Below are 23,158 nucleotides of genomic sequence, written 5' to 3'. Positions count from 1 at the left end.
CTGTAGCTGGCCTGGACCGTCAAAGCGGCCCCAGGAAGGCGGGGATTAGAACGAGGGCTGCCTCGCTTTCGTCACCACTCCCATGCCCGATACGAGGTCCGAAATCTCATTAGACATTGGATCACCTTCCTTTCGTTCTGTTGCTGATGATGAAAAGGTAAGGAAAAATTTCGACGATGCAAGAGAAATCCTTACGACGACCGCGGCGAGACGGCCGAGAGGCAATGTTCACAAAAGAAGATGCGTGCTCAACGAATGTGATCGACTGAAGCGGTTCCAACCCGCATGCTGCCTTGCAAAAAGTGCAATCGTTAAGTTTTTATTCACCATCGCGCTCGACAATCGAACGGGCATTTCAATCAGTCCCGCCGGAAGGACGGCGGGTTACGGAGTGAGAAAAGCATGTGTCGCTGGGCAGCCTATCGCGGAGAGCCCCTCTATCTCGAGGAATTGGTTTCCTCACCTGCCCATTCGCTGATCGAGCAATCTCATTGTGCCACCCGCGCCAAGACCGCAACGAACGGCGATGGCTTCGGTATCGCCTGGTACGGAGACCGGCCGGAGCCGGGCCGCTACCGCGATATCCTTCCCGCATGGTCCGACTGCAATCTGAAGAGCCTGGCGCGTCAAATCCGCTCGCCGCTTTTCCTGGCGCATGTGCGCGCAGCCACCGGCGGCGGCACGCGGCGCGACAATTGCCATCCCTTCACGCATGGGAATTGGTCGTTCATGCACAACGGACAGATCGGGGGCTTCGAGCGCCTGCGCCGTTCCATGGAGGCGATGCTCGACGACGAGCTCTTCAATGTCCGCAGTGGCACGACCGATTCCGAGCTGATGTTCCTGCTCGCGCTGCAATTCGGTCTGTGCCGGGCGCCTCTTACTGCAATGGCGGAGATGGTGAGCTTTGTCGAAGGGCTTGCTGAAAACATCCTGGGCCGCGCCCATCTGCGTTTCACTGCGGCGTTTTCCGACGGAGGGTCGCTTTACGGCATTCGTTATGCGACGGATCGAAAGGCGCCGACACTTTATGCCTCACCGATGCGCCGGGGACACTGCCTTGTTTCCGAGCCATTGAATGACGACATCGACGCCTGGGCCGAGATACCGGACGGCAGCGCCGTCACGATTGGCGACAACGGCATCGAGGTCGTGGCCTTCAAGCCGCAAAAGCGTATCGGCGCAGCGGCGGGTATCGCTATCCCTGCCTGAAGCGTTCTGCGATCAGGGCTGCCAGCTTCTCGGCAACCTCTTCCTTGCCGAGATCGGGCCATTGCTCGACGCCGCTTCGGCTGATCAGTTTCACGCTGTTGCGCGTGCCGCCCATGATGCCAGTCGCCGGCGAGACGTCATTCGCAACGATCAGGTCGGCGCCCTTGCGCTCGAGCTTCGCCTTGGCGTTATTTTCGACGTCCTGCGTCTCGGCCGCAAAGCCGATCACCAGCGTCGGCCGCATCGTGTGGTGGCCGACGGCCTTCAAGATGTCAGGGTTTTCGGTCAGCGCCAGCGTCGGAATGGATTCGCCTGGATGCTTCTTGATCTTCTGATCGGCGGCAGAAGCCACGCGCCAGTCGGCCACGGCTGCCACCATGACGGCGATATCGGCGGGCAGCGCAGCGAGCACTGCATCGCGCATTTCTTCGGCGCGTTCGACATGGATGGTCCTGACGCCGACGGGATCGGCGATTGCCACCGGACCGGAGATGAGTGTGACGTCGGCACCGAGCCTGGCAAGTGCTGCGGCAATCGCGTGTCCCTGCCTGCCGGAAGAACGATTGGCGATGTAGCGGACGGGATCGATCGGTTCGTGGGTCGGTCCCGAGGTCAAGACCGCCTTGCGTCCGGTAAGCGGCTTCGGTCCGTCGTCAAGCAGCGCTTCTGCAGCGGCAACGATCTCCAGCGGTTCAGCCATGCGGCCGATGCCTGCCTCCTTGCTCTCCGCCATCTCGCCTGTCATCGGCCCGACAAAATGAATGCCGTCACCTTTCAGGATGTCGAAATTCCGTTTCGTCGCCGCCTTCGACCACATCTTCGGGTTCATCGCCGGCGCGGCAAGAACCGGTCTGTCCGACGCGAGCAAAACGGTCGAGGCCAGGTCGTCGGCGAAACCGTTTGCCATCTTGGCCATCAGATCGGCCGTTGCCGGCGCGATCAGAACGAGGTCGCAGTCGCGAGCAAGCCGGATATGGCCCACATCCTGTTCGTCCTGGCGCGAAAAGAGATCGGTGAAGACGTGGTCTGCGGCAAGAGCGCCGACGGCAAGCGGCGTGACGAATTCCTGCGCGCCCTTCGTCATCACCGGACGCACCGAAGCACCGCAATCGCGCAGGCGCCGGATCAGGTCGAGGCTCTTGTAGGCCGCGATGCCGCCGGAAATGATGAGCAGGATGCGTTTGCCGCTGAGAGCCATGGGCCTTCTATCCGTTGCCTTTGTGACTGGTAGCGACCCTAAGCCTTTGGCGGATAACATGCAATCACCACGGCGTCCCCAAGCTCACTGACATTGGGAGTGAAGATCGCGATCGCAAGCCAGGCGACTGCAAAGGCCATCATAATCGACCGGAGAAGGCGCTTCGGAAACGATCGAGAATTCCAGCAACCGATGCCGCCGCCGATCTGCATTGACGCGGACATTGCGCGCCCGAATTCGGCGGCAAGAGCCTGCATCAGGCCGACCAGGCCGGATTTGCTGGCGGCATAGGCGGCGACGCCCGGGAAAGCGAAACTGAAGCCAGCAGGTCCTTCAATCCGCGAAGGCAAGCTCGTCGGGATTGATGTCGGCTCCAGCCCCGAAGCCGAGTTCATCTACATGGCGCATCCGCAAGGCCGCAATCCCTCCGCAAAACTCCGCGCCTTAGCCGATCACCTGAAGGAAACCCTCAGTGATCCGCCTTACTGGGATCGTGCAGGCTGGGTCAAAGCAGGCTCATCAGATTTTCGGTCACCGGCGAGCGCTGCGTCTTCAGCACCGCGAGCGCCAGCCGCGCGACCGCAGGCGGTCCGTCGATCGGCCGGTAGGCGACGCCATCGAGCCTTATCTGTGCGATCGATGCGGGAACGATCGACACTCCAAGCTCTGCAGCAACCAGATTGACGACAGAGGAAATCTGCGGTGCTTCCTGTGCGACCGTCAGTTCGAAACCCGCCTGCCGGCACGCGAGCACGACATCGTCGAAGAGGCTGAGGCCGACCAGCCGCGGAAAGAGAATGAACGGCTCGTTTGACAGCAGTGAAAGGGCCAGCCGCTCGTATTTCGCCAGCGGGTGGTTTGCTGGCAGGGCGACCACCATCGGCTCGTCGCCGAGGCGTTTCAGGCGCACGCCCGGCGGATCGTCCAGGCTCGGCCGCATGAAGGTTGCATCCAGTTCGCCGCGATGGAGTTTCTCCATCAGGGCCAACGTGTTCAATTCCGTCAGAGACAGCCGTACTTCCGGCCACTCTGCTCGAAACCGCCTGATCGTCGCGCTGACAACCGGATTGAACGCGGAAGAAGCCGTAAAGCCGAGCGCCAGCTTGCCCGTCTCGCCGCGATTGGCACGCTGCGCGGCAAGCCTTGCCGTCTCGGCAGAGAGAAGTGAGGCCTTGGCTTTGCCGAAAAACGCCTCGCCCGCCGCCGTCAATTCCGCGCCATGCGGCACGCGGTGAAACAAAGCCGCGCCGATTTCCTTTTCGAGATCGCGGATCTGCTGGCTGAGCGGCGGCTGGCCGATACCGAGTTTCGCCGCGGCCCGCGTAAAATTGCCTTCTTCTGCGACCGCCAGAAAATAGCGGATATGCCGAAGCTCCATGCGCTATCTCCAAAACATATCGAAAACATCACTTCCATATATTGGACAGCTTATGCCCTTCTGACTAGATGACTGGAGAAAGGCTTGAGCCATGCACAAGACCGCAGTCATGAGCGACATTTCCCCGATGGAAATACCGGCGGCGCCGCCGGCGAAAGAATACCTGCAGCGTGGCACGGCGTCCTACCGCCGTGCCAGTCTTGCACTCTTCCTCTCTGGCTTCTCCACCTTTTCGCTGCTCTATTGTGTCCAGCCGCTGTTGCCGATCTTTGCGGACGAATTCTCCGTCAGTCCCGCAGAAAGCTCGCTTGCGCTTTCGCTGTCGACCGGCTTCCTCGCCATTGCCATTATATGCGCGGCCATCATCTCGGAGGGTCTTGGCCGCCGCAGCCTGATGTCGATCTCGCTCGTCGGTGCGGCGGTACTGACGATTGCTGCCGCCTTTGTACCGGACTGGCACCTGCTGCTTGTCATCCGTGCCCTCCAGGGCTTCGTCCTTGGCGGCGTTCCGGCCGTTGCGATGGCGTATCTTGCGGAGGAAATCGATCCGCGCGGCCTTGGCGCGACAATGGGACTTTATGTCGGCGGAACAGCCTTCGGCGGTATGTCCGGCCGGGTGCTGACCGGTATCTTGGCGCAATACCTGACCTGGCGGCCGGCAATGTTTCTGATCGGCGCGACAGGCTTGGTGGCGGCAGCCGGCTTCATCGCGCTTCTACCCGCCTCGCGCAATTTTATCCGCCGCCCTGGCTTCGATCCGAAATTCCATCTGAAAGCCTGGCTGGCGCATATGCGCAATCCGGCGCTGCCGTTCATTTTCGCCATTGCCTTTCTGGCGATGGGCTCCTTCGTCACCGTCTACAACTATGCCGGCTTCCGGCTCGTCGCAGCACCATATGGCCTGACCCAGAGCGAACTCGGCTTGATCTTCACCGTCTATCTCTTCGGCATCGGCGCTTCGTCGCTCGGTGGCCTGCTGGGGGACCGCTTCGGCCACTTCGCTGTCCTGCTGACGGGAATTGCAATCACCGCTGTTGGCGCCGCCCTAACGCTTTCCGCCTTCCTGCCGGTCATCATTTTCGGCATTGTCGTGCTCACCAGCGGCTTCTTCATGAGCCATTCGATCGCAAGCGGCCTCGTCGGGAAGCTTGCCAGAGGCACGAAAGGGCATGCCTCGTCGCTCTATATGCTTGGCTATTACGTCGGCTCGAGCGTCATGGGCTCGGCAGGCGGCTGGTTCTTCGCCATCGAGGGCTGGACGGCAGTCGTCTACTTCACCCTTGCCATGCTGGCTCTCGCCTTTGCGGCGGCGTGCGCTGCACGCAGCTTTTCGAGGAGAAAATTTTGATCCGCATCAGCCGCCTCGATCACCTCGTCCTGACCGTCTCCGACATCGAGGCGACCTGCGATTTCTACCGCCGTGTCCTCGGCATGTCCGTGGAAACCTTCGCCAAGGGCCGCAGGGCCCTGAAATTCGGCAATCAGAAGATCAATCTTCACCAGGCCGGGCGCGAGTTCGATCCCAAAGCCGAACAGCCGGTACCGGGTTCGGCGGATCTGTGCTTTATCGCCGAAACGCCACTCGCCGAGGTCATCGCGCATCTCGAAGCGGCAGATATTGCCATCGAGGAAGGCCCCGTCGAACGCTCCGGCGCCATCGGGACTATCCGCTCGATCTATTTTCGCGATCCGGACGGCAATCTCATCGAAGTATCCAATCCCATCTGAGCCGCTTGGTCCCGCGTGCTAGCTCAACCGGATATACGGGACATCCTTCTTTTGCACTTCGTCCAGCGCTTCCTCGTATCCGGCATCCGCATAACGCATGACGCCCAGCGCCGTGTCGTTGGTCAGCGCATGATCGAGCCGCTCGTCGGCGGCCTCGGTGCCGTCGGCAACGACAGTCACGCCGCAGCTGGTCATGTAGCCGGCATAGCCGCCTCCGCCGGAATGGACGACGACGAGGTCGGCCATCGAGGAGCAGAGCATCATCGCATCGATCAGGGGCCAGTCGGCAATCGCATCGGAGCCATCCTTCATGCGTTCGGTCATGATGTTCGGATGCGCCATAGCGCCGGCATCGAGATGGTCGCGGGAAAAGGCGACGGGACCGTTCAGGTCTGCGCTTGCGACCAATTCGTTGACGCGACGGGCAAGGGCGGTGCGTTCGCCATGGCCCAGCCAGGCGATCCGTGCCGGCAGGCCCTCGAAAGGCACGTGCTCGCGGGCAAGCCGGATCCAGTTGGTGATGATCTTGTTATCCGGAAACATTTGAAGCAGCAGATCGTCGATCCGGGCGATATCGCTCTCTTCGCCCGACAGCGCCATCCAGCGGAAGGGACCGATAGCGCGCGCAAAGAGCGGGCGCAGATAGGCTTCGGTGAAGATCGGAATGTCGAAGGCATCGGCAACGCCGCCTTCTCTCGCTTGCGTGCGGATCAGGTTGCCGTTGTCGAAAACCTCGGAGCCCTTCTTCTGGAACTCCAGCATCGCCGTCACATGCTGGACGATCGAGGCGCGGCTTGCCGCCATCAACTGGCCCTGGCCGTCGTCGCGAAGTGCCTTGACCTGGGCAAGGCTCATGCCCTTCGGAACATAGCCGTAGACGAGATCGTGTGCCGAGGTCTGGTCCGTCACGATATCGGGCGTAATGCCGCGCCGGGCGATCTCTGGGTAGATCTCGGCCGCATTGCCGACGAGGCCGACCGACAGTGCGCGCTTTTCCTTCACGGCCCTGTCGATCATATGCAATGCAGCATCCAGATCAGGTGCGATCTCCTGCAGATAGCCGATTTGCTGGCGCTTTTTTGCCCGCTCCGGATCGATATCGACGCAGAGGATCGCAGCTCCCGCCATACGGCCGGCAAGCGGCTGAGCCCCTCCCATGCCGCCAAGACCGGCGGTGAGCACGAAGCGGCCGGAGAGGTCGCCGCCGAAACGCCGCTCGGCAATGCGCATGAAGATTTCGTACGTTCCCTGGATGACGCCCTGGCTGCCGATATACTGCCAGGCGCCTGCCGTCAGCCCGCCCCAGCAGATCAGCCCCTTGCGCTGCAAATCGTAGAAGACTTCAGCCTTGGCCCACTGTCCGACGATATTGCAGTTCGCCATGATGACGAGCGGTGCCTTCGTGTGAGTCTTGATGAGGCCGATCGGCTTTCCCGACTGGATCAGCAGCGTCTGGTCCTCTTCCATCTCGGTCAGCGCCTTGACGATGCCCTTGTGCGCCGCCCAGTTGCGCGCCGCCTTGCCGAGCGCGGCATAGACGACGAGATTGTCCGGATCTTCGCCGACGGCAAGCACGTTTTCGAGGAGGCGGAGCAGCGCTTCTTGCCGCCACCCCTTGGCACGCAACTGCGGCCCGCCGGGAATTGGAAATTTTGGATGACGTGGATTGGGCTTCGGCATGGGATGTCCTTCCTCAAGTCCTGTCTTGTTATTTCACCTGCAGCGTTTGCACGTAGGCGCGGGCGGCATCGAGCAGGCGCTTGCGCAGCGCATTTTCGCCATAGGCACGGGCATCGGCGCGAACCCAGCCCTGCATCGCCCGTCCGCCCGAGGTCATCTGGACGACCCCTGGCAGCTCCAGCGCAAAGCCGTCATTGCTTTTGCCGAGGCGAACGAGCATGCCATCGTCTCGCGCACCACAAAGGAGGTTGCCGTTCAACAGAAAGGCCAATCCGCCAAACATCGCCTTTTCGCTGAGACCAGGCAGGCCAGCGAGCTCTTCCCTCAGCAGTTCCTCAAGGCCGGCATCTCGCGCCATGGCGTCAGGCCCTTGCCGACAAAGCGTAGCGCGCAATCTCGATACCCATCGCTTTTTCCACGGGCGGATAAACGGTCGGATCGAGCACGCTTGCCGAAAGCGGAATGATCTCCATCGGCACATGTAGGATGAAGACATGCATGCCCTGCTTGAGCTGACCGACGCTGAGCGGCTCGCCCTGCGGCGAAAGCGTCGTGATGACTGAGGGAAAAGTCGCCAGGCGCGCTCCATCGGCGTCGTCGACGGCCATGTATTCGTTCATCACATGCATCGTCACGGCTTTGGCGCCGGAGCCGACGACGATCGTGCCGACATCGAAGGCTTCCTTGGTATAGACGACGTCCTTCCTGAAAATCTCGCCCTCCGCGAGGATGCTGCCGCCGGTTGTCTTGCAGACAGCATCGATGACGGCCGCTCCGCCCTTCTTTTCCGCCGCAATGATCGCTTCGCCGAGGGCAAGCGCCATCGAGATGCCGCCGAGTGCGGCATGCTCACGCACGTAGGACGCCCGCACCGGATTGCGGCAGCTGGCAATGAAGCCGCCCGATTGGTCGGACGCAGCGCGCAGGATCGGCGAAATCTTGGCGGTCGCACCCTTGACCACAAGCTCGATATATCGGTTCTGCGCGCGGTTTCCGCCGACCGCCGTCTGGATCATCTGCTCCGGTGAGCCCGCCATGCCGATCGAGCCCATGTCGCCGGTGGGATGTGCTCTTATATCTCCGACGGCATCGACAACCTTGGTACCGAGGATTGCCGAGGGCAGCCAGCCGTTCAGCGTCGAGGATTTGCCGTTCTGCCCGATGATAAGCCCCGACAGCCTTTCGCCGAGTTCGTCCTGCAAAAGCTGCACGGCTTTCACATAATCGATGCCCTGCATTTCCCAGGGCGTCGTGGAAGCCGGCGCTCCGATTGCCGCTGCTGTCGCGATCCAGTCGTCGTTATCCAATTCATCGATGGAAACGAGCTCCGGCTTGCCGATGCTGACCGCAGCATATCCCAGCATCCGCCCGTGATCGGCCCAACCGCCGCCACCGGCTGCATAGACCGAGCCACCCTTGACCGCCGCCTCGACGTCGTTCTCAACGAGTATGCGTCCCATCCAAAGCCTCCCTATCCAGCGTCCTGTCCATCTCGCGCACAGCCTCGAAAAGCACGGCAGCGCCGAGTGCGATGTCGTCATTTTCTGCCCATTCGTCGGCCGAGTGGCTGCGTCCTTCCTTGCATGGTACGAAGATCATCGCGGCCGGCGCGACCTTCGCGATCCAGGCCGTATCGTGTCCTGCGCCCGACGCCATGCGCCGATGTCTGGCGCCGACCGTTTCACAGGCGTTTTCGAGCGTCTTCAGCAGGCCGGGATTACCGGGCGTCGGATAGTTGTCGGAGACGCGACTGGGCGAATTGATCGTGACGCCGTGGGCGATCGCAAGCTTGACGACATGCGCATCGAGCCATCTGCAGAAGTCTTCCATGTCGCTGCGAATTTCCGCACGCCCGTCGATGAGCAGAACCACCTTGGAAGGCACGACGTTGGCCGCATTCGGCTCGATGCGGAATTCCCCGACGGTTGCGGCGAAATGACCCGGCGTCTTCGCCCGTTCGGCTGCCGCATTGCGGATATCGAGCACCAGTTGCGAGGCTGCCACCAGCGCATCCGCGCGGGCATCCATCGGCGTCGTACCGGCATGGTCGGCCCGACCTTCGACAGTGACCTCGATCCGGGTGATGCCCGCAATTGCCGTCACGATGCCGATATCCTTCTTCTCGTTCTCAAGCACCGGCCCTTGCTCGATATGCAGCTCAAGGAAGCCTTTGAGGTCGGGGCGCCGCTGCGCGAGAAGCGTTGCCGGATCGCCGCCGACACAAAGGATGCCTTGTGCCAGATCGCGCTCGCCGCTCGTGCGCGAAAGCCAGGCTTCGGGAAGTTGACCGGTCATGCCGCGGCTGCCGACGCATGAAACGCCGAAGATGCTGACCTCTTCCGCGAGGAAATCGACGATTTCCAGGTCATGCTGCAGTGTGATTGCCTGGTCCTTGAGGGCGCGCGCGACTTCCAGCGCCGCGATCACACCGGCGATACCGTCAAAGCGTCCGCCGTCCGGCACCGTATCGGAATGCGAGCCGACCATAATCGTTCCAAGACCCGGTTTCGTCCCTGCACGGCGTCCGATCAGATTGCCGGCGGCATCGATCCGCGTCTCCAGCCCGGCCATTTTCATGCGCGCTTCGATATAGGCGCGGCCTTCGAGAAAGAGCGGCGAAAAAGCCCGGCGTGTCCATGGATGACCAGGCTCGGTGACCTTCGCCAGCGCATCGATATCCTCGGCAATACGATCGACGTTGACAGGCAGATTGCGGTTCATGCAGCTTCTCCGGAAATGATCTGACGCGGCAAGGGGCGGACGAATTTTCCGCTGCCGGGCTTTGCAAGCACCTTCGTGCCATCGGTTATCTGGCTGCCGCGCAGATATGCCGCTAAAATCGTCCATGGCAGACGGATGCCGTTATAGGGGCTCCAGCCGACGACATTGTTGCCGCTGGCGGCAGCATCATAGACGGTTTCGCGCGGCTCGAGCACGACGATGTCGGCATCCTTGCCGGGCGTCAGCGCCCCCTTGATGTGGTCGAGGCGGAAATGTTTCGCCGGATTTTCCGCCATCAGCCTCGCAGCCCAGGTGAGCGGGATGCCTCGTTCGAGCGCTCCCTTGACGAACAACGGCACCATGACCTCGAGCCCGGGCACGCCGGAGGCATTTGCCAGCATGTCCGCATTGGTCTTGCGGTTTTCCGACCAGCTCACATGATCGGTCGAAACCAGCCAGACGTTGCCTTCCGCCACTTTCCGCCACAGCGTTTCCACCTCGGCGCGCGGCCGGACCGGTGGATTGATCTTTGCTTTGCCGCCGAGGCGCCGCACATCGTTTTCCTCGTCGAGCGTCAGGTAGTGAATGCAGCATTCGACGGTCGCATCGAACCCGTCGCGGCGATAGGCGCGGGCGATGTCGTAGCCGCGGCCGAGCGAGCAGTGCACGACATGCGCGGGGCAGCCCGTATGGGCACCGGTCTCGAAGATCGTGTGCATGGCAAGCAGCTCTGTGATCGGCGGACGCGAGAGACCGTGGGCGCGCCAGTCCGTCACGCCGATTTTCCTGACCTTCTCCATGTAGGTGCGCACTGCCTCGTCGTCTTCGTTGTGGACACCGGCAGTCAGCCCGGTCGGCGTGATGGCCGCGAAGCATTCGTCGAGAAGGGCGGGGGGGATGCGCGGGAAACGCTTCGCATCGGTCCCGAAGGTCGAGAATTTGAAGGCGGCAACGCCGGCATCCGCCATTTCGCGGATCCGCGCCGCACCTTCTTCGGGATCGACCGTGCCGTAGAGCGCGAAATCGACTCGCGCCTGAGGGCTCGCGTGATCGATCTTCTTCTTCACCGCGTCGGCCGAGCAGACGAGGTTGCCTTCGTCATAGGGCATGTCGACGATCGTCGTCACGCCGCCAGCTGCCGCCGAACGTGTCGACCAGATGAAGTCCTCCTGATCCTTCTGGGAGAGCGAATGGACTTGCGCATCGATCGCACCGGGCATGATCAGCGCCTTGCCGAGCAGATGCCGCTCCCTGGCCGCAGGCGGCACGCCGATGCCGACCTCTGCGATCTTGCCATTGCGGGCTGCAACATAACCCCCTTCGAGGATCCGCTCCGGGAGCACGACGGTGCCCTGCAAAACAAGGTCGAAATCAGCCATGCTGTTCCTCCGTATCCGGTTCAAGAGCTCAGATGACGAGGGCGTCCTGCGTCAGCCTCCGTTCGATTCGCTCGAGCGAGCCGAGCGCGAAGAAGTCGTCGAATGAGGCGATCGGCACCTGCTCGATCAGCTTCGAAGCGAATTCGTCGGATCCGAGCTCTTCTTCGATTGCTTCGACCTCGGCCGAAAGCGGCCGGTCCACGGTGTAGAAATCGGCGTGCTTGCGCACGACATCGTAGATCATGCCCGCGACGCCTTCAGGCCGGTCACCGAGAATATCGGCCGCCTGTGCTGCCAGCAGCGCCTCGAGCGCAGCCATACGCTTCAGCGCCTGCATCTGCCGCTCGAAGCGCTCTATGACCAGCGGCAGGAAAGCGGCTTCGTCCTCGAGCCCCGCCGCAACCACCAGCGACTGGGCCGATACCGGGTTGGACATGGAAAGCACGCGTGAAAAGATCTCGCCGGCGAGCTTGATGATCGGGCCGAAACCCGTTGCGATTCGGCCCGGCGGCACGAGGTTGACCGGCAGGTCTCGCCGCTGCCCGTTGCCGAGCAGGACACAGCGGTTGAAGGCGTTGCGCGCTGCATGCGCCATGCACAATGCCGCCGATTCCAGCAGGATCGTCACATCGAGGGGCAGCGAACCGCCCGACGTCATCACCCGGCCCTCGACGACGACCGGGTTGTCGTCAGAGCGGCCGGTGGCAGCAAGGATCTTGTGACCGGTCGACAGCAGGTTCTCGATCACTGCGCCGAAGACCTGCGCGATCATGCGAAGGCTGAGCGGATCCTGCACGTGGGTCGCGACCGGCCATTCCCAGGCGTCGGAGGCATTGCACAGCCACGAGCCGATCAGCGCCTCCCGCGGCGTGCCGACATGGCGCACTGCCCGCCAGGGGTCGCGCGAAGCGCCAAGCGCGCCTGCCGCCATCATACCGGTTGCCAGCAGAACGCGGATCGAAGCCGCCGCATTGCGCGTTGCCTCGGCGGCGGCTGCAAAGCTCACGGCATTGATGCTGAGCGAGGCGAGGCTGTCGCGCGGCGCCATGGTGACCGGTTCAAGCCCCGCCGCCCTGAAGGCATCGGCCGCTTGCATGCGCTTGCCGCGATAGACGGCTTCGCCGACGCCGGTCAGAACCGCACCGATCTGTCCCATGAGGCCGATATCGGCGCAACCGATCGAGCCCGTGCGCCGCACGAGCGGGATGAGGTCGGCCCTGAGCAGCCGCAGATATGTTTCTATGAGTTCCGGCGTGCACCCGACCTGGCCCGTCAGCGCCGTATTGACCCGGATGGCCATGGCGTTTCGCACGACAGCGCTGGAAAATGGCGTGCCGGTGCCGAAGTGATGGGCGCGCACGAGGCCGAGGTTGAAGATGTCGAGTTCCTCCGCGGACCATTCGACATCCTTCATCGCGCCCACTCCGGTGGTAGAGCCATAGACGGGAATGCCGGCCTGGATCGCGTCTTCGACGACGGAGCGTGCGATCTCCACGCGTGCCATGCCTGTCGAAGAAGCAGAAAGCGCTACCCTGCCGGAGCCTATTCGCACCATCTCGGCAAAGCTCAATGGTTGGCCGGAAAGTTCGATGCCGGGGCGTTCATGCTTCATCTGCAGGTCTCCTTGAATGCGAGACTAAGCGAGCACTGCGCAATTTGAGATATCCCAAATGCCGAACACAGCATGCAATTGTTTGTGTCTGGGCCTCAGCTCAGCATCCAGGCTATATAGAGAAGCGTCAATGCGATAATCCAGAGCGCCAGGCGGCCGGATCGGCTGTAGCGTGCCTCGGATTTGCCGATCGCGTCGGCCGTTTCAGCGTCGAAGCGCAGTCCATGCTCGCTCATATGCAGCAACTGATGGTGGAATTTCTCGGTCTTCGCAGCGATTTCCGGAACGGCTTCCGCCAGCTTCACGGCAGCCTTCAGTCCGTCTTTGAGGTCGGTGACGACCCGCTTCGGACCGAGATTGTTGCGGATCCAGTCGCCGACGACGGGCTCCGATGCCTTCCACATGTTGAAACGCGGATTCAGCATCCGCGATACGCCTTCGACGACCACCATGGTCTTCTGCAGCATCACCAGTTCGGGCCGGGTCTGCATGTCGAAAAGTTCCGTTACCTCGAAGAGCAGCGTCAACAGCTTGCCCATCGAGATCGTTTCAGCAGGCTGGCCGTGGATCGGCTCGCCGATCGCCCGGATTGCCTGCGCGAAACTTTCAACATTGTGATGTCCGGGCACATAGCCCGCCTCGAAATGCACCTCGGCGACACGCACGTAGTCGCGCGTAATGAAGCCATAGAGGATCTCGGCAAGGAAGCGCCGTTCCTTCTTTCCGAGCCGACCGACGATGCCCATGTCGACGGCGACGATCATGCCGCCTGAATCGACGAAGAGATTGCCGGGATGCATGTCGGCATGGAAGAAGCCGTCGCGCAGCGTGTGGCGCAGGAACGATTGGATGAGGATATCGGCAAGGGTGTTGAGATCGTGGCCGGCAGCGCGCAGACCCTCGACATCGGACATCTTGACGCCGTCGATCCACTCCATGGTAATGACGTCGCGTCCGGTGCGTTCCCAATCCACCTTGGGGACGCGAAAGCCTGGATCCTGTCCCGTGTTTTCGGCGATCTCCGAAAGTGCAGCCGCCTCGAGCCGGAGGTCCATCTCGACCTTGGTCGACTGCTCGAGCGTCTTCGTGACCTCGACCGGCCTCAGCCGCCGGCTCGAGGGCATGAAGCGCTCCTGCATGCCGGCGACGAGGTACATTGCCTCGATGTCATGGGCGAATCGCTGCCGCACACCGGGGCGCACCACCTTGACGGCGACCTTCTTGCGGCCGTTGGGGGTATTGACCTCTGCAGGATGCACCTGGGCAATAGAGGCTGCGGCAATCGGATCGTCGAAAGTCACATAAAGCTCTTCGATCGGGCGACCGAGCGAGCCTTCGATATTCGCCTTTGCCGCCGCGATCGGGAAGAAGGCCATCCGGTCCTGGAGCTGCGAAAGGTCGTCGGCGAATTCGACGCCGACGACGTCAGGCCTGGTCGCCAGAAACTGACCGATCTTCACATAGGAAGGTCCGAGCCGCTCGACGGCCCGGGCAAGCCTATCGCTGCGCTTCTTGGCTTTTGCCCGGCTGCGCGCAAACAGGCCGACAAAGGATTTGGCAAGGCTGACGGAAGGCGGCAAGCCTTCTGAAGGCAGCGCCGAAACAACGCCCTCGCGCACCAGAATCCAGCCGACCCGCAAGAGCCGAAAATATGCTCCGAAAGCACTCATTCAGATCAAAGCTTCCAACCCGAGTGCAAGGCCGCGATACCACCGGTGTAGCTGGTGTAGGTCACGCGCGAAAAGCCGGCATTGCGGATCATTTCAGCGAAATTTTCCTGGTTCGGGAACTTGCGGATGGATTCGACGAGATACTGATAGGGCTCGGCGTCGCCGGTGATTGCCTTGCCGAACCGCGGAATGGCGTTGAAGGACCAGGCCTCGTAAACCTTGTCCAGGAGCGGCATGTCCACTTCCGAAAATTCCAGCACCAGCAGGCGGCCGCCGCGCTTCAGCACGCGATGAGCTTCCAAGAGCGCCACGTCGATATGCGGCACATTGCGGATGCCGAAGGCGATCGTATAGGCATCGAAGGTGCCGGCCTCGAAGGGCAGGCTCTCGGCATTGGCCTCGATGAAGGTGAGATTGTCGCGAAGTTTCTTCTTGTCCGCCCGCTCGGCGCCGACGCCGAGCATGGAGCCGTTGATGTCGAGCACGGTCGCGTGCGCCAGGCGGTTCGATGCCTCGACGATACGGAAGGCGATATCGCCCGTGCCGCCTGCAACATCCAGCACCTTGTAGCCCGAGTCCTTGCGCGGATTGAGCGCTGCAACCATCGCATCCTTCCAGACGCGGTGCATCCCCATCGACATTACATCGTTCATGATATCGTAGCGTCTTGCGACCTTATGGAAGACGTCGTTGACGAGACCCTGCTTCTCGCCACTCGGCACCTCGCGGAAGCCGTAGGATGTTTCCATGCCGCCATTGGCGGAAGTACGGCTTTCTGACATCGGACTACTCCGTTACTCGAAATCGGTACGGCGACCATAGCGAAAGGCCGCTTGAGACGCTATCTGTGGAGGCGGGTAATACCCGCGGCTTACTGGCGCTATAACCCACATCGTCCGCAGTTGAAACACGTTTAGATACAGATGGGTTAACATGCCGGAATTGCCAGAAGTCGAAACGGTGAAGCGGGGTCTTTCGCCCGCCATGGAGGGCGCGCGCATCGAGAGGCTGGAGCTTCGCCGCGGCGACCTGCGCTTTCCCTTCCCGGACAATTTCGAAGACGAGGTTTCGGGCCGCACGATCATCGGGCTTGGCCGCCGTGCCAAATATCTGCTGATCGACCTCGACAGCGGCAAGACCATCATCTCCCATCTCGGCATGTCTGGCTCCTTCCGTATCGAGCAGGGGCCAGCCAGTGAAACGCCTGGCGATTTTCGCTCCAAGCGGTCGAAGGACGAGAAGCATGACCATGCGATTTTCCATCTGCAAGGCAAGGGTGGCGAGGCCCGCGTCATATACAATGATCCACGCCGCTTCGGCTTCATGGATATCGCCGATCGCTGCGAGCTTCACAACACTCCCTTCCTTTTCGGCCTCGGGCCGGAGCCGACCGGCAACGAACTGAGTGCGGCCTACCTGGCAGAACGCTTTGCGGGAAAGGCACAGCCCCTGAAGGGCGCTCTCCTCGACCAGAAAAACGTTGCCGGTCTCGGCAATATATATGTGTGCGAGGCGCTCTGGCGCGCACACTTGATGCCGGCACGCGCTGCGGGGACCATGGTCACCAAGACAGGAAAGCCGAAGGAGCAGCTTGGTCTGCTCGTCGCATCTATCCGCAGCGTCATCGCCGATGCGATCAGGGCCGGCGGCTCGTCGCTTCGCGACCATATCCAGACCGACGGCTCGCTCGGTTATTTCCAGCATTCCTTTTCGGTCTATGACCGCGAAAGTCTGCCTTGCCGCACACCCGGTTGCGGCGGTACGGTCTCGCGCATCGTGCAGGCAGGACGTTCCACCTTTTATTGCCCGGACTGCCAGAAATAGGGAGGCAAGCATGGCCTATGAAACGCTGATTGTCGAAACACGCGGCAATGTCGGTCTGATTACACTGAACCGGCCGCAGGCACTGAACGCGCTGAATTCCATGGTCCTTGAGGAACTGAAGCAGGCTTATGCCAATTTCCATGCCGACGAGGCGATCGGTGCAATCGTTCTGACCGGATCAGAACGCGCTTTCGCAGCCGGCGCCGATATCAAGGAAATGCAGCCGCTGCAGTTTGCCGATATGTACAAGACCGAATTCATCAGCGGCTGGGACGAGATCGCCAAGGCTCGCAAGCCGGTCATCGCTGCCGTCAGCGGCTTCGCACTGGGGGGCGGCTGCGAACTGGCAATGATGTGCGATTTTATCATTGCGTCGGAAACTGCCAAATTCGGCCAGCCCGAGATCACACTCGGCGTCATCCCCGGCATGGGCGGCTCGCAGCGCTTGACGCGCATGGTCGGCAAATCGAAGGCCATGGATATGGTGTTGACCGGCCGGATGATGGATGCGGCGGAAGCCGAGCGTGCTGGGCTCGTTTCGCGCGTGGTGGCGCCCGAGCGGCTGCTCGACGAAGCGCTGGCGGCGGCCGCCAAGATTGCCTCGCTGTCGCAGCCTTCGGTGCTGATGGCCAAGGAGGCGGTCAATCGCGCGCTGGAAACCACGCTGGAGGAGGGCCTGCGTTTCGAGCGCCGTCTGTTCCACAGCCTTTTCGCAACCGAAGACCAGAAGGAAGGCATGGCGGCCTTCATCGACAAACGAAAGCCGGCCTTTAAACACCGCTGATCGTCATTCCATGGGACAAAGGCGGCGTTTCCTTGAAAATGCGCGTTGACGCGGGCCGGCTTTAGAGTTATATGCCCGCCCACGGTTCGGGAAGCCGATCAGGTTTTCCGTTTATGCTCCCGCATTGCTGAAAGTTGTGGCCGCAGGGCCCGCGGTGGTGGCGGAGTTTGTTCGAATTCTTGAGAGAGGCATCCATGGCCAATACAACTTCGGCGAAAAAAGCGACCCGCAAGATCGCCCGCCGTACCGACGTCAACAAGGCTCGTCGCTCGCGCGTTCGCACTTTCGTTCGCCAGGTCGAAGAGGCACTTGCAGCGGGTGATGCTGCCAAGGCAAAGGAAGCCTTCCTGGCAGCGCAGCCGGAACTGGCGCGCGCTGCAAGCAAGGGCGTCGTCCATGCCAACACGGCATCGCGCAAAGTCTCGCGGCTCGCTGCTCGTGTGAAGGCTCTGTCGGCGACTGCCACCGCATAATCTTTGATTAACAAATTGATCGTTATGATTAGCCCGGTAATCAAGCCGGGCTTTTTCGATTCCGATGATCCTCTCCGGATTGGTTAATTTGGCGACTGTTTCGTGTCACTGGGATGACATGAAAAAACCTTTAGAATCAAATAGTTGCGCAAGGATGTTTCCAGCTTGAGCGACTCTTCTGCGTTCCGGTGGGCTTAGTTGTGAGTCAAGCGGATTTTTATTTTTTTTCTTTCAATGCGTGTCCAAAATACCCACTTCGGGAATCTCCTTGATTCTCCTGCGATTCTTTTTTGACATTGGCGTGACGCCCAAAAACGGGCCCCGGAGTCAATGGTCGCTTGTTAATTTTGCGTAAAATTCATCATTGATCTCGGCAAGCGATCCTGCCTAAATGGCTTCCAGCAAAGGGCGCGGACATCACCTGCAAAGGCTCAGTCTAAACTGCCACACCGGCAGGGCGATGGGTTTGTGCCATTTGCCACGGAGTAGCTATCTCTCCGTTTTTTCAAGCACTTGAGCTATTTACACCGGGACCGTGGCTGGTCACGGAACGAAGAGGCTTTGTGCGCTCGGCGGTTCCATGTTCAAGGGAGCCGAAGGGGATGGGGACAGTAATATTTGCGTTTGGCAGGCTTGCCGGAAAACGAGGTTCCGGTAGCCGGCTTGGCGCGGCGAACATGACGGAGGCCGCATGAAGGCGGTATCCGCCACGGTTTTCTGCGCCGGTTTCGCCTTGCGGGACAGCGTTTGTGTGAACCGGCATGCATGATGGTCCATGAAAGGGCCTTGCGCGTGCCAAAACGGGGAAAATTGATCGGGCGGCTGTTGACTGATGTCCGCCCGGTGAAATGAATTTGGAAGGCGGCATGATGCAAATGAATTCATTGACGACGGGTGCGCTTGAAAATGGGGATAATGCACCGCAGGCGTTTGGCTCAATTTGCCCGGATGCGGCGGGAGAAAAAGGAGACATGAAGCATGGCATACTTTTCGAGCGTGTTGGTGCGCGTCTGAAGGCCCAGGTCGGCCCTGACGTTTATGCAAGCTGGTTCGCACGCCTGAAGCTGCATTCGGTTTCAAAGAGCGTCGTGCGTCTTTCGGTTCCCACGACATTTCTCAAGTCGTGGATCAACAACCGCTACCTTGATCTCATCACCAGCCTTTTCCGGCAGGAAGATGCAGAAATCCTGAAGGTGGAAATTCTCGTCCGTACAGCAACGCGTCCCGGCATGAAGCCGATCGATGAGGCGGCTTCCCAAGAGCCGGCTTCACCGGTCACGCCAATGCGTCGGCCGCTTGCTGCTCAGCCTGCGGGTCAGGCGATTCAACAGGCCGTTTCGGCCGCCGCTGCCGCCCGTCCCGCGACGGTCGGCCAGCCGCTGTTCGGTTCGCCGCTCGACTCACGCTTCACCTTCGACACCTTCGTCGAAGGCAGCTCCAACCGCGTTGCGCTTGCTGCGGCAAAAACGATTGCGGAAGCAGGACAGGGCGCGGTGCGCTTCAACCCGCTTTTCGTTCATTCGAATGTCGGTCTCGGCAAGTCCCATCTGCTGCAGGCGATCGCCAACGCAGCGGTTCAGAATCCGCGGGCGCTGCGCGTCGTTTATCTGACGGCCGAGTATTTCATGTGGCGTTTTGCAACGGCGATCCGGGACAACGATGCGCTGACGCTGAAGGACTCGCTCCGCAATATCGACCTTCTGATCATCGATGACATGCAGTTCCTGCAAGGCAAGATGATCCAGCACGAGTTCTGCCACCTGCTGAACATGCTGCTCGACAGCGCCAAGCAGGTGGTGGTTGCCGCCGACCGGGCGCCCTGGGAGTTGGAATCGCTCGACCCGCGGGTGCGTTCCCGTCTGCAGGGCGGCGTGGCGATCGAGCTTGATGCGCCCGACTACGAGATGCGCCTCGAGATCTTGAAGCGCCGCCTGAGTGCGGCCCGTCTGGAAGATCCATCCCTGGAAATTCCGGCCGAGCTGCTCTCGCATGTCGCCCGCAGCGTGACGGCAAGCGGCCGCGAATTGGAAGGCGCCTTCAATCAGCTGATCTTCCGGCGCTCCTTCGAGCCGAACCTGTCGATCGAGCGGGTGGACGAACTGCTTGCCCATCTGGTCGGATCCGGCGAGCCGCGCCGGGTGCGCATCGAGGATATTCAGCGCATCGTCGCACGCCACTACAATGTGTCCCGCCAGGAGCTGGTTTCGAACCGCCGCACGCGCGTCATCGTAAAGCCGCGGCAGATCGCCATGTATCTGTCGAAAACGCTGACGCCGCGTTCATTCCCGGAAATCGGCCGCCGCTTCGGTGGGCGTGACCACACGACGGTGCTGCACGCGGTGCGCAAGATCGAGGAGCTGATTGCGGGAGACACCAAGCTTTCGCACGAGATCGAGCTTCTGAAGCGCCTGATCAACGAATAATCGGTGGTCGTCCACGTGAATATGCGGCCGGAAGCAATTCCGGCCGTTTTCTTTTATGAGTTTTTTCTTCTATCACAGCCGCATGAAGCAAGCGCCGCGGCTTCGACGGCGATGGGGGTCAGCATGAGTTTCAAGAGGATCGCCGTTCTCGGGCTTGGCAAGGTCGGATGCCTTGCGGCAACGCTTTTGCACGAGGGCGGCTTCGAAGTGACGGGCGTCGATACGCAATTGCCGCAGGCCGAAGTGCCGTTCATGTGCCGTGTCGGCGATATTTCAGACCCGGCCTTCGTGACGGAGCTGCTATCCGGCGCGGAAGCGGTACTCTCTTGCCTGCCATACCATCTCAATATCGAGCTTGCGCGAGCTGCCCACGTGGCAGGCATTCATTATTTCGACCTGACGGAAGACGTTCCGACCACCAATTTGATCCTCGAACTTTCCAGGACATCGTCCGGCCTGATGGCGCCGCAATGCGGCCTGGCGCCGGGCTTCGTCGGCATCGTTGGTGCAAGCCTTGCCGATGGGTTCGACGCCTGCCGCTCGATCCGAATGCGTGTCGGCGCCTTGCCGCAGAACCCGACGGGCTTGTTGGGCTATGCCTTCAACTGGTCGCCGGAGGGCGTCGTCAACGAATATCTGAACGATTGCGAGGTCATAGAAGGCGGTGTTCGCAAGCTCGTCTCGCCGATGGAATGGCATGAAACGGTCTATGTCGAAGGCGTCAAGCTTGAAGCCTTCACAACGTCGGGCGGGCTTGGCACGATGTGCGATACGCTCCACGGCAAGGTCGACAATCTCGACTACAAGACGATGCGCTATCCGGGCCACATGGAGCTGATGAATTTCTTCTTCCATGAGTTGCTGATGCGGGAACAGCGAAAGCTCGCCGGCGAAATCCTGACCAATGCCAAGCCGCCGGTCGAGGACGACGTGGTCTATGTCCATGTGGCGGCCGAAGGCACGCAAGCAGGAAGCCTCCGCCGCAAGGAGTTCGTGCGCGCCTATTATCCGATCGAGATTGCCGGCGCGCGCCGCACGGCAATCGCCTGGACGACCTCGGCGTCCGTCGTCGCCGTCATCGAAATGGTTCGCGACGGCAAGCTGCCGGCAACGGGTTTCCTGCATCAGGAGCACATCCCGCTCGATGTGTTTTTGCAGACGCCGACGGGAAGCCTGTTCAAGGCGAGCGCCTCAAGTCGCCATTAGGCCTTGAGGCTCGTCCAATAGGCACCTTCGAAAGGGACCGCGGCAAAACGCGCGTTGATCTCGGCAAGACTGCTTGCCGGATAGACGTCGTGGAAAAGCTCCGGCCTTAGCCAGGTTGCCACCGCTTCGGCTGCCAGGATGTTCAGCGGCACGGCATTGAAGAAATTCCACATACCGTGGACGTTGCCTTCGCGAACCGCCTTCAGCGGTGCAAGATTCGGCATCTTCACCGTCTCGCCGAGCGAGCGCTGGGCTTGCGATGGATCGACGCCGGGACCGATTGAAAAGGCCGAATAGGTGCCGCCGGGTGATCCGGTGGCAATGTAGACATCGGGGTCGGCTTCAAGGATATATTCCGCAGTCACCGGTCCGCCCTGGGGAGGAAGGTTCTTGTCGGCGGCGTTGCGGCCGCCTGAAAGCGTGATCAGTTCGCCAAGCCCGGTGCGGCCGATTGCCCAGCTTGCGCGGACCTTGCTTGGAAAGGCATCCATCAGTACGAGAGGCCCCGTTTCCGTGGCTGCCTTGGCCTTGATGCGCTCCAGCCGCGTCTCGTAGAACCTGGCGAAATCTTCGGCCTGCTCGTTCCGCTCGAAGATCCGGCCGAGAAGGCGCATGTCGCGCGGCGTGGTCTTCAGCGGGTCGCGATTGAAATCGACAACGACGACCGGCACGCCGACGGCGTCGAGATACTGTATCGCACGCTGGCCGGGTTCGCCGTCGGCCTGCCACATGGCCATGATCGCAAGGTCGGCATTGAGCGAAAGCGCTGCCTCGAAGGACAGCCCATCCGCCTGGCCATTGCCGACGAAAGGCACGTTTTCGATTGCCGGAAATTTCTGCCGGAAGGCCTCATAGATAAAGGGATTGTCGCCCTTCATGTCGTCTGCCCAGCCGGCGAGCAGGCTGACGGGATCGGGATGGATCAGCGACAGGGCGACAAGATTGAATCCGGTCCCAAGGATTACCGCTTCCGGCTTTTTCCTGATCGTCACCTTGCGGCCGATGGCATCCGTGATGGTGAGCGGCCAGGCAGTCTGCGCCTTTGCAACATGCGGAGCACAAAGGACGACGGAAGCCATAGCGATCAGATTTCGCCGCGTGATGACAAGCTCGGTCATTGAGGGTTCCTCTGGCTTGGCAATGCGCAGAGTTTGCCGCAGCTTGGAATTCCGGGAAGCATGTATCGAAGGCAGCAGACCTTGCGCCGTGCAACCTTTTCACCCTCCTCATCCAGGTAGCTGAGGCAGCCGCAAAACGGGTTTACGCCGCCATCCGGCAGGGTGCCGTGCGCAAAGAGCGGAAGATCGGGACCGCCTGACGGTGCTCCTCCAGTCAGGCGCAATGCATAATCGATATAGACGGCAGCGTTGTTCCAGCACAGCCTTGCCGAGATCCCGCAGGCCCTCAGCCGCATCACCGCTTCACCAAGGTGGTGTTCAAGAAGGGGGCCGACGGCGGCGAAACTTTCGGTCTCCACCTCGCTTTCAATCGTGCCGGCATGCGGGACGCCGAAGGCGCGTGGCAGGCCGTTATCCTCCAATGCAATCGTCATCTCTTCGAATCCGACCGGAAGCGCCTGGCCGCTTAGGCGCCGGGCAAGCAAATAGGGGATGGAAAGTGCGGAAAAATAGTAGAGCGACCACATGGAAACGACGGCGCGCCGGTCGCTGGCGCCGGATACTTCCGCATAGCGATCGATCGCGCGCTGAAAGCCGCCTTCCCGGAAAAAGGCAGGCAGTGGCACGCCGCCGGCAAGCGCCTTGCTCAACATCATCTTGTCCCGGCACCAGGCATGCTCGCCGCAAAAGGCTGGCGAAAGGCAAAGCAGCCCGTCTTCGATACTCCTCTCCCGATGCGACGCGCTTGCCAT

The 23,158-nt window shown here is 61.1% G+C and carries 20 protein-coding genes and 2 pseudogenes; 9 read left to right on the top strand and 13 right to left on the bottom strand.

Annotated elements, in window-relative coordinates:
• Positions 1-402: 402 nt before the first annotated feature.
• Positions 403-1,212 (top strand): class II glutamine amidotransferase, encoded by an 810-nt coding sequence (locus EV130_RS11725; RefSeq protein WP_132660358.1) that lies wholly within the window; start codon positions 403-405, stop codon positions 1,210-1,212.
• On the opposite strand, the gene coaBC is transcribed toward EV130_RS11725, so the two are convergent.
• Positions 1,199-2,410, bottom strand: coding sequence for a bifunctional phosphopantothenoylcysteine decarboxylase/phosphopantothenate--cysteine ligase CoaBC (gene coaBC, locus EV130_RS11720; RefSeq protein WP_132660356.1), 1,212 nt, complete (start codon positions 2,408-2,410; stop codon positions 1,199-1,201). The two genes, EV130_RS11725 and coaBC, sit on opposite strands and share 14 nt — an antisense overlap.
• Before the next feature lie 207 nt (positions 2,411-2,617).
• A pseudogene (locus tag EV130_RS11715) lies at positions 2,618-2,733 on the bottom strand (SDR family oxidoreductase); the annotation flags it as partial.
• Between the two features lies 1 nt (position 2,734).
• Between EV130_RS11715 and EV130_RS11710 the strand changes: the two are divergent.
• A pseudogene (locus EV130_RS11710) lies at positions 2,735-2,911 on the top strand (LysR family transcriptional regulator); the annotation flags it as partial.
• 4 nt (positions 2,912-2,915) lie between these two features.
• Here the strand turns inward: EV130_RS11710 and EV130_RS11705 are convergent.
• Positions 2,916-3,788, bottom strand: coding sequence for a LysR family transcriptional regulator (locus tag EV130_RS11705; RefSeq protein ID WP_132660354.1), 873 nt, complete (start codon positions 3,786-3,788; stop codon positions 2,916-2,918).
• A 109-nt stretch (positions 3,789-3,897) separates the two neighbouring features.
• On the opposite strand from EV130_RS11705, the gene EV130_RS11700 reads away from it, so the two are divergent.
• Together EV130_RS11700 and EV130_RS11695 are read left to right on the top strand one after the other, a co-directional pair.
• The gene (locus EV130_RS11700; protein WP_132660514.1) at positions 3,898-5,136 is read left to right on the top strand and encodes an MFS transporter; all 1,239 of its coding nucleotides are present in this window, start codon (positions 3,898-3,900) and stop codon (positions 5,134-5,136) included.
• Positions 5,133-5,516, top strand: a complete 384-nt coding sequence (locus EV130_RS11695; protein WP_132551186.1) for a VOC family protein — start codon at positions 5,133-5,135, stop codon at positions 5,514-5,516. The genes EV130_RS11700 and EV130_RS11695 overlap by 4 nt, the downstream gene beginning before the upstream one ends.
• A gap of 18 nt (positions 5,517-5,534) precedes the next feature.
• Here EV130_RS11695 and EV130_RS11690 read toward each other — a convergent pair whose 3' ends face one another.
• From EV130_RS11690 to ubiE, 8 genes are all read right to left on the bottom strand, one after another.
• The gene (locus EV130_RS11690; RefSeq protein WP_074059942.1) at positions 5,535-7,196 is read right to left on the bottom strand and encodes a thiourocanate hydratase; all 1,662 of its coding nucleotides are present in this window, start codon (positions 7,194-7,196) and stop codon (positions 5,535-5,537) included.
• A 28-nt stretch (positions 7,197-7,224) separates the two neighbouring features.
• A complete protein-coding gene (locus tag EV130_RS11685; protein WP_132551184.1) occupies positions 7,225-7,554 on the bottom strand; it encodes a TfoX/Sxy family protein in 330 nt (109 codons plus the stop codon).
• A gap of 4 nt (positions 7,555-7,558) precedes the next feature.
• A complete protein-coding gene (locus EV130_RS11680) occupies positions 7,559-8,656 on the bottom strand; it encodes a thiohydantoin desulfurase (protein WP_074059944.1) in 1,098 nt (365 codons plus the stop codon).
• Positions 8,637-9,917: a Zn-dependent hydrolase gene (locus EV130_RS11675; RefSeq protein ID WP_132551182.1), complete on the bottom strand. Its 1,281-nt coding sequence runs from the start codon at positions 9,915-9,917 to the stop codon at positions 8,637-8,639. Before EV130_RS11675 ends, EV130_RS11680 begins: the two co-directional genes overlap by 20 nt.
• Positions 9,914-11,296 carry a dihydroorotase gene (locus EV130_RS11670; RefSeq protein ID WP_132660352.1) on the bottom strand — a complete coding sequence of 461 codons (1,383 nt, stop codon included), beginning with the start codon at positions 11,294-11,296 and terminating at the stop codon, positions 9,914-9,916. The genes EV130_RS11675 and EV130_RS11670 overlap by 4 nt, the downstream gene beginning before the upstream one ends.
• Before the next feature lie 28 nt (positions 11,297-11,324).
• Entirely contained in the window at positions 11,325-12,908 is a 1,584-nt protein-coding gene (locus EV130_RS11665; RefSeq protein ID WP_132660350.1) for an aromatic amino acid lyase, read from the bottom strand.
• A 95-nt stretch (positions 12,909-13,003) separates the two neighbouring features.
• Complete coding sequence (gene ubiB, locus EV130_RS11660) at positions 13,004-14,578, bottom strand: 2-polyprenylphenol 6-hydroxylase (RefSeq protein WP_132551178.1); 1,575 nt, start codon at positions 14,576-14,578, stop codon at positions 13,004-13,006.
• Positions 14,579-14,583: 5 nt separating this feature from the next.
• Positions 14,584-15,360, bottom strand: a complete 777-nt coding sequence (gene ubiE / locus EV130_RS11655) for a bifunctional demethylmenaquinone methyltransferase/2-methoxy-6-polyprenyl-1,4-benzoquinol methylase UbiE (RefSeq protein ID WP_074059949.1) — start codon at positions 15,358-15,360, stop codon at positions 14,584-14,586.
• Positions 15,361-15,511: 151 nt separating this feature from the next.
• Here ubiE and mutM point away from each other — a divergent pair, with 151 nt between their 5' ends.
• The 5 genes from mutM (at position 15,512) to EV130_RS11630 (ending at position 21,288) form a co-directional block, all read left to right on the top strand.
• A complete protein-coding gene (gene mutM / locus EV130_RS11650; protein ID WP_132551176.1) occupies positions 15,512-16,402 on the top strand; it encodes a bifunctional DNA-formamidopyrimidine glycosylase/DNA-(apurinic or apyrimidinic site) lyase in 891 nt (296 codons plus the stop codon).
• 10 nt (positions 16,403-16,412) lie between these two features.
• Positions 16,413-17,186, top strand: a complete 774-nt coding sequence (locus EV130_RS11645) for an enoyl-CoA hydratase (protein ID WP_132551174.1) — start codon at positions 16,413-16,415, stop codon at positions 17,184-17,186.
• A 194-nt stretch (positions 17,187-17,380) separates the two neighbouring features.
• On the top strand, positions 17,381-17,659 hold the full coding sequence (gene rpsT, locus EV130_RS11640; protein ID WP_022713448.1) for a 30S ribosomal protein S20: 279 nt from the start codon (positions 17,381-17,383) through the stop codon (positions 17,657-17,659).
• 869 nt (positions 17,660-18,528) lie between these two features.
• On the top strand, positions 18,529-20,082 hold the full coding sequence (dnaA, locus tag EV130_RS11635; protein WP_074063021.1) for a chromosomal replication initiator protein DnaA: 1,554 nt from the start codon (positions 18,529-18,531) through the stop codon (positions 20,080-20,082).
• Positions 20,083-20,205: 123 nt separating this feature from the next.
• The gene (locus tag EV130_RS11630) at positions 20,206-21,288 is read left to right on the top strand and encodes a saccharopine dehydrogenase family protein (protein ID WP_132660348.1); all 1,083 of its coding nucleotides are present in this window, start codon (positions 20,206-20,208) and stop codon (positions 21,286-21,288) included.
• Here the strand turns inward: EV130_RS11630 and EV130_RS11625 are convergent.
• Positions 21,285-22,406: an ABC transporter substrate-binding protein gene (locus EV130_RS11625; RefSeq protein ID WP_132551172.1), complete on the bottom strand. Its 1,122-nt coding sequence runs from the start codon at positions 22,404-22,406 to the stop codon at positions 21,285-21,287. The genes EV130_RS11630 and EV130_RS11625 overlap by 4 nt on opposite strands.
• On the bottom strand, positions 22,403-23,158 hold the full coding sequence (gene fhuF, locus EV130_RS11620; RefSeq protein WP_074059953.1) for a siderophore-iron reductase FhuF: 756 nt from the start codon (positions 23,156-23,158) through the stop codon (positions 22,403-22,405). Before fhuF ends, EV130_RS11625 begins: the two co-directional genes overlap by 4 nt.

Source organism: Rhizobium azibense, from assembly GCF_004342325.1.
In the GTDB taxonomy this organism is placed as follows: domain Bacteria; phylum Pseudomonadota; class Alphaproteobacteria; order Rhizobiales; family Rhizobiaceae; genus Rhizobium; species Rhizobium etli_B.
The sequence above is the reverse complement of the archived record's forward strand: the minus strand, read 5'-3'. Positions and strand labels throughout refer to the sequence as shown.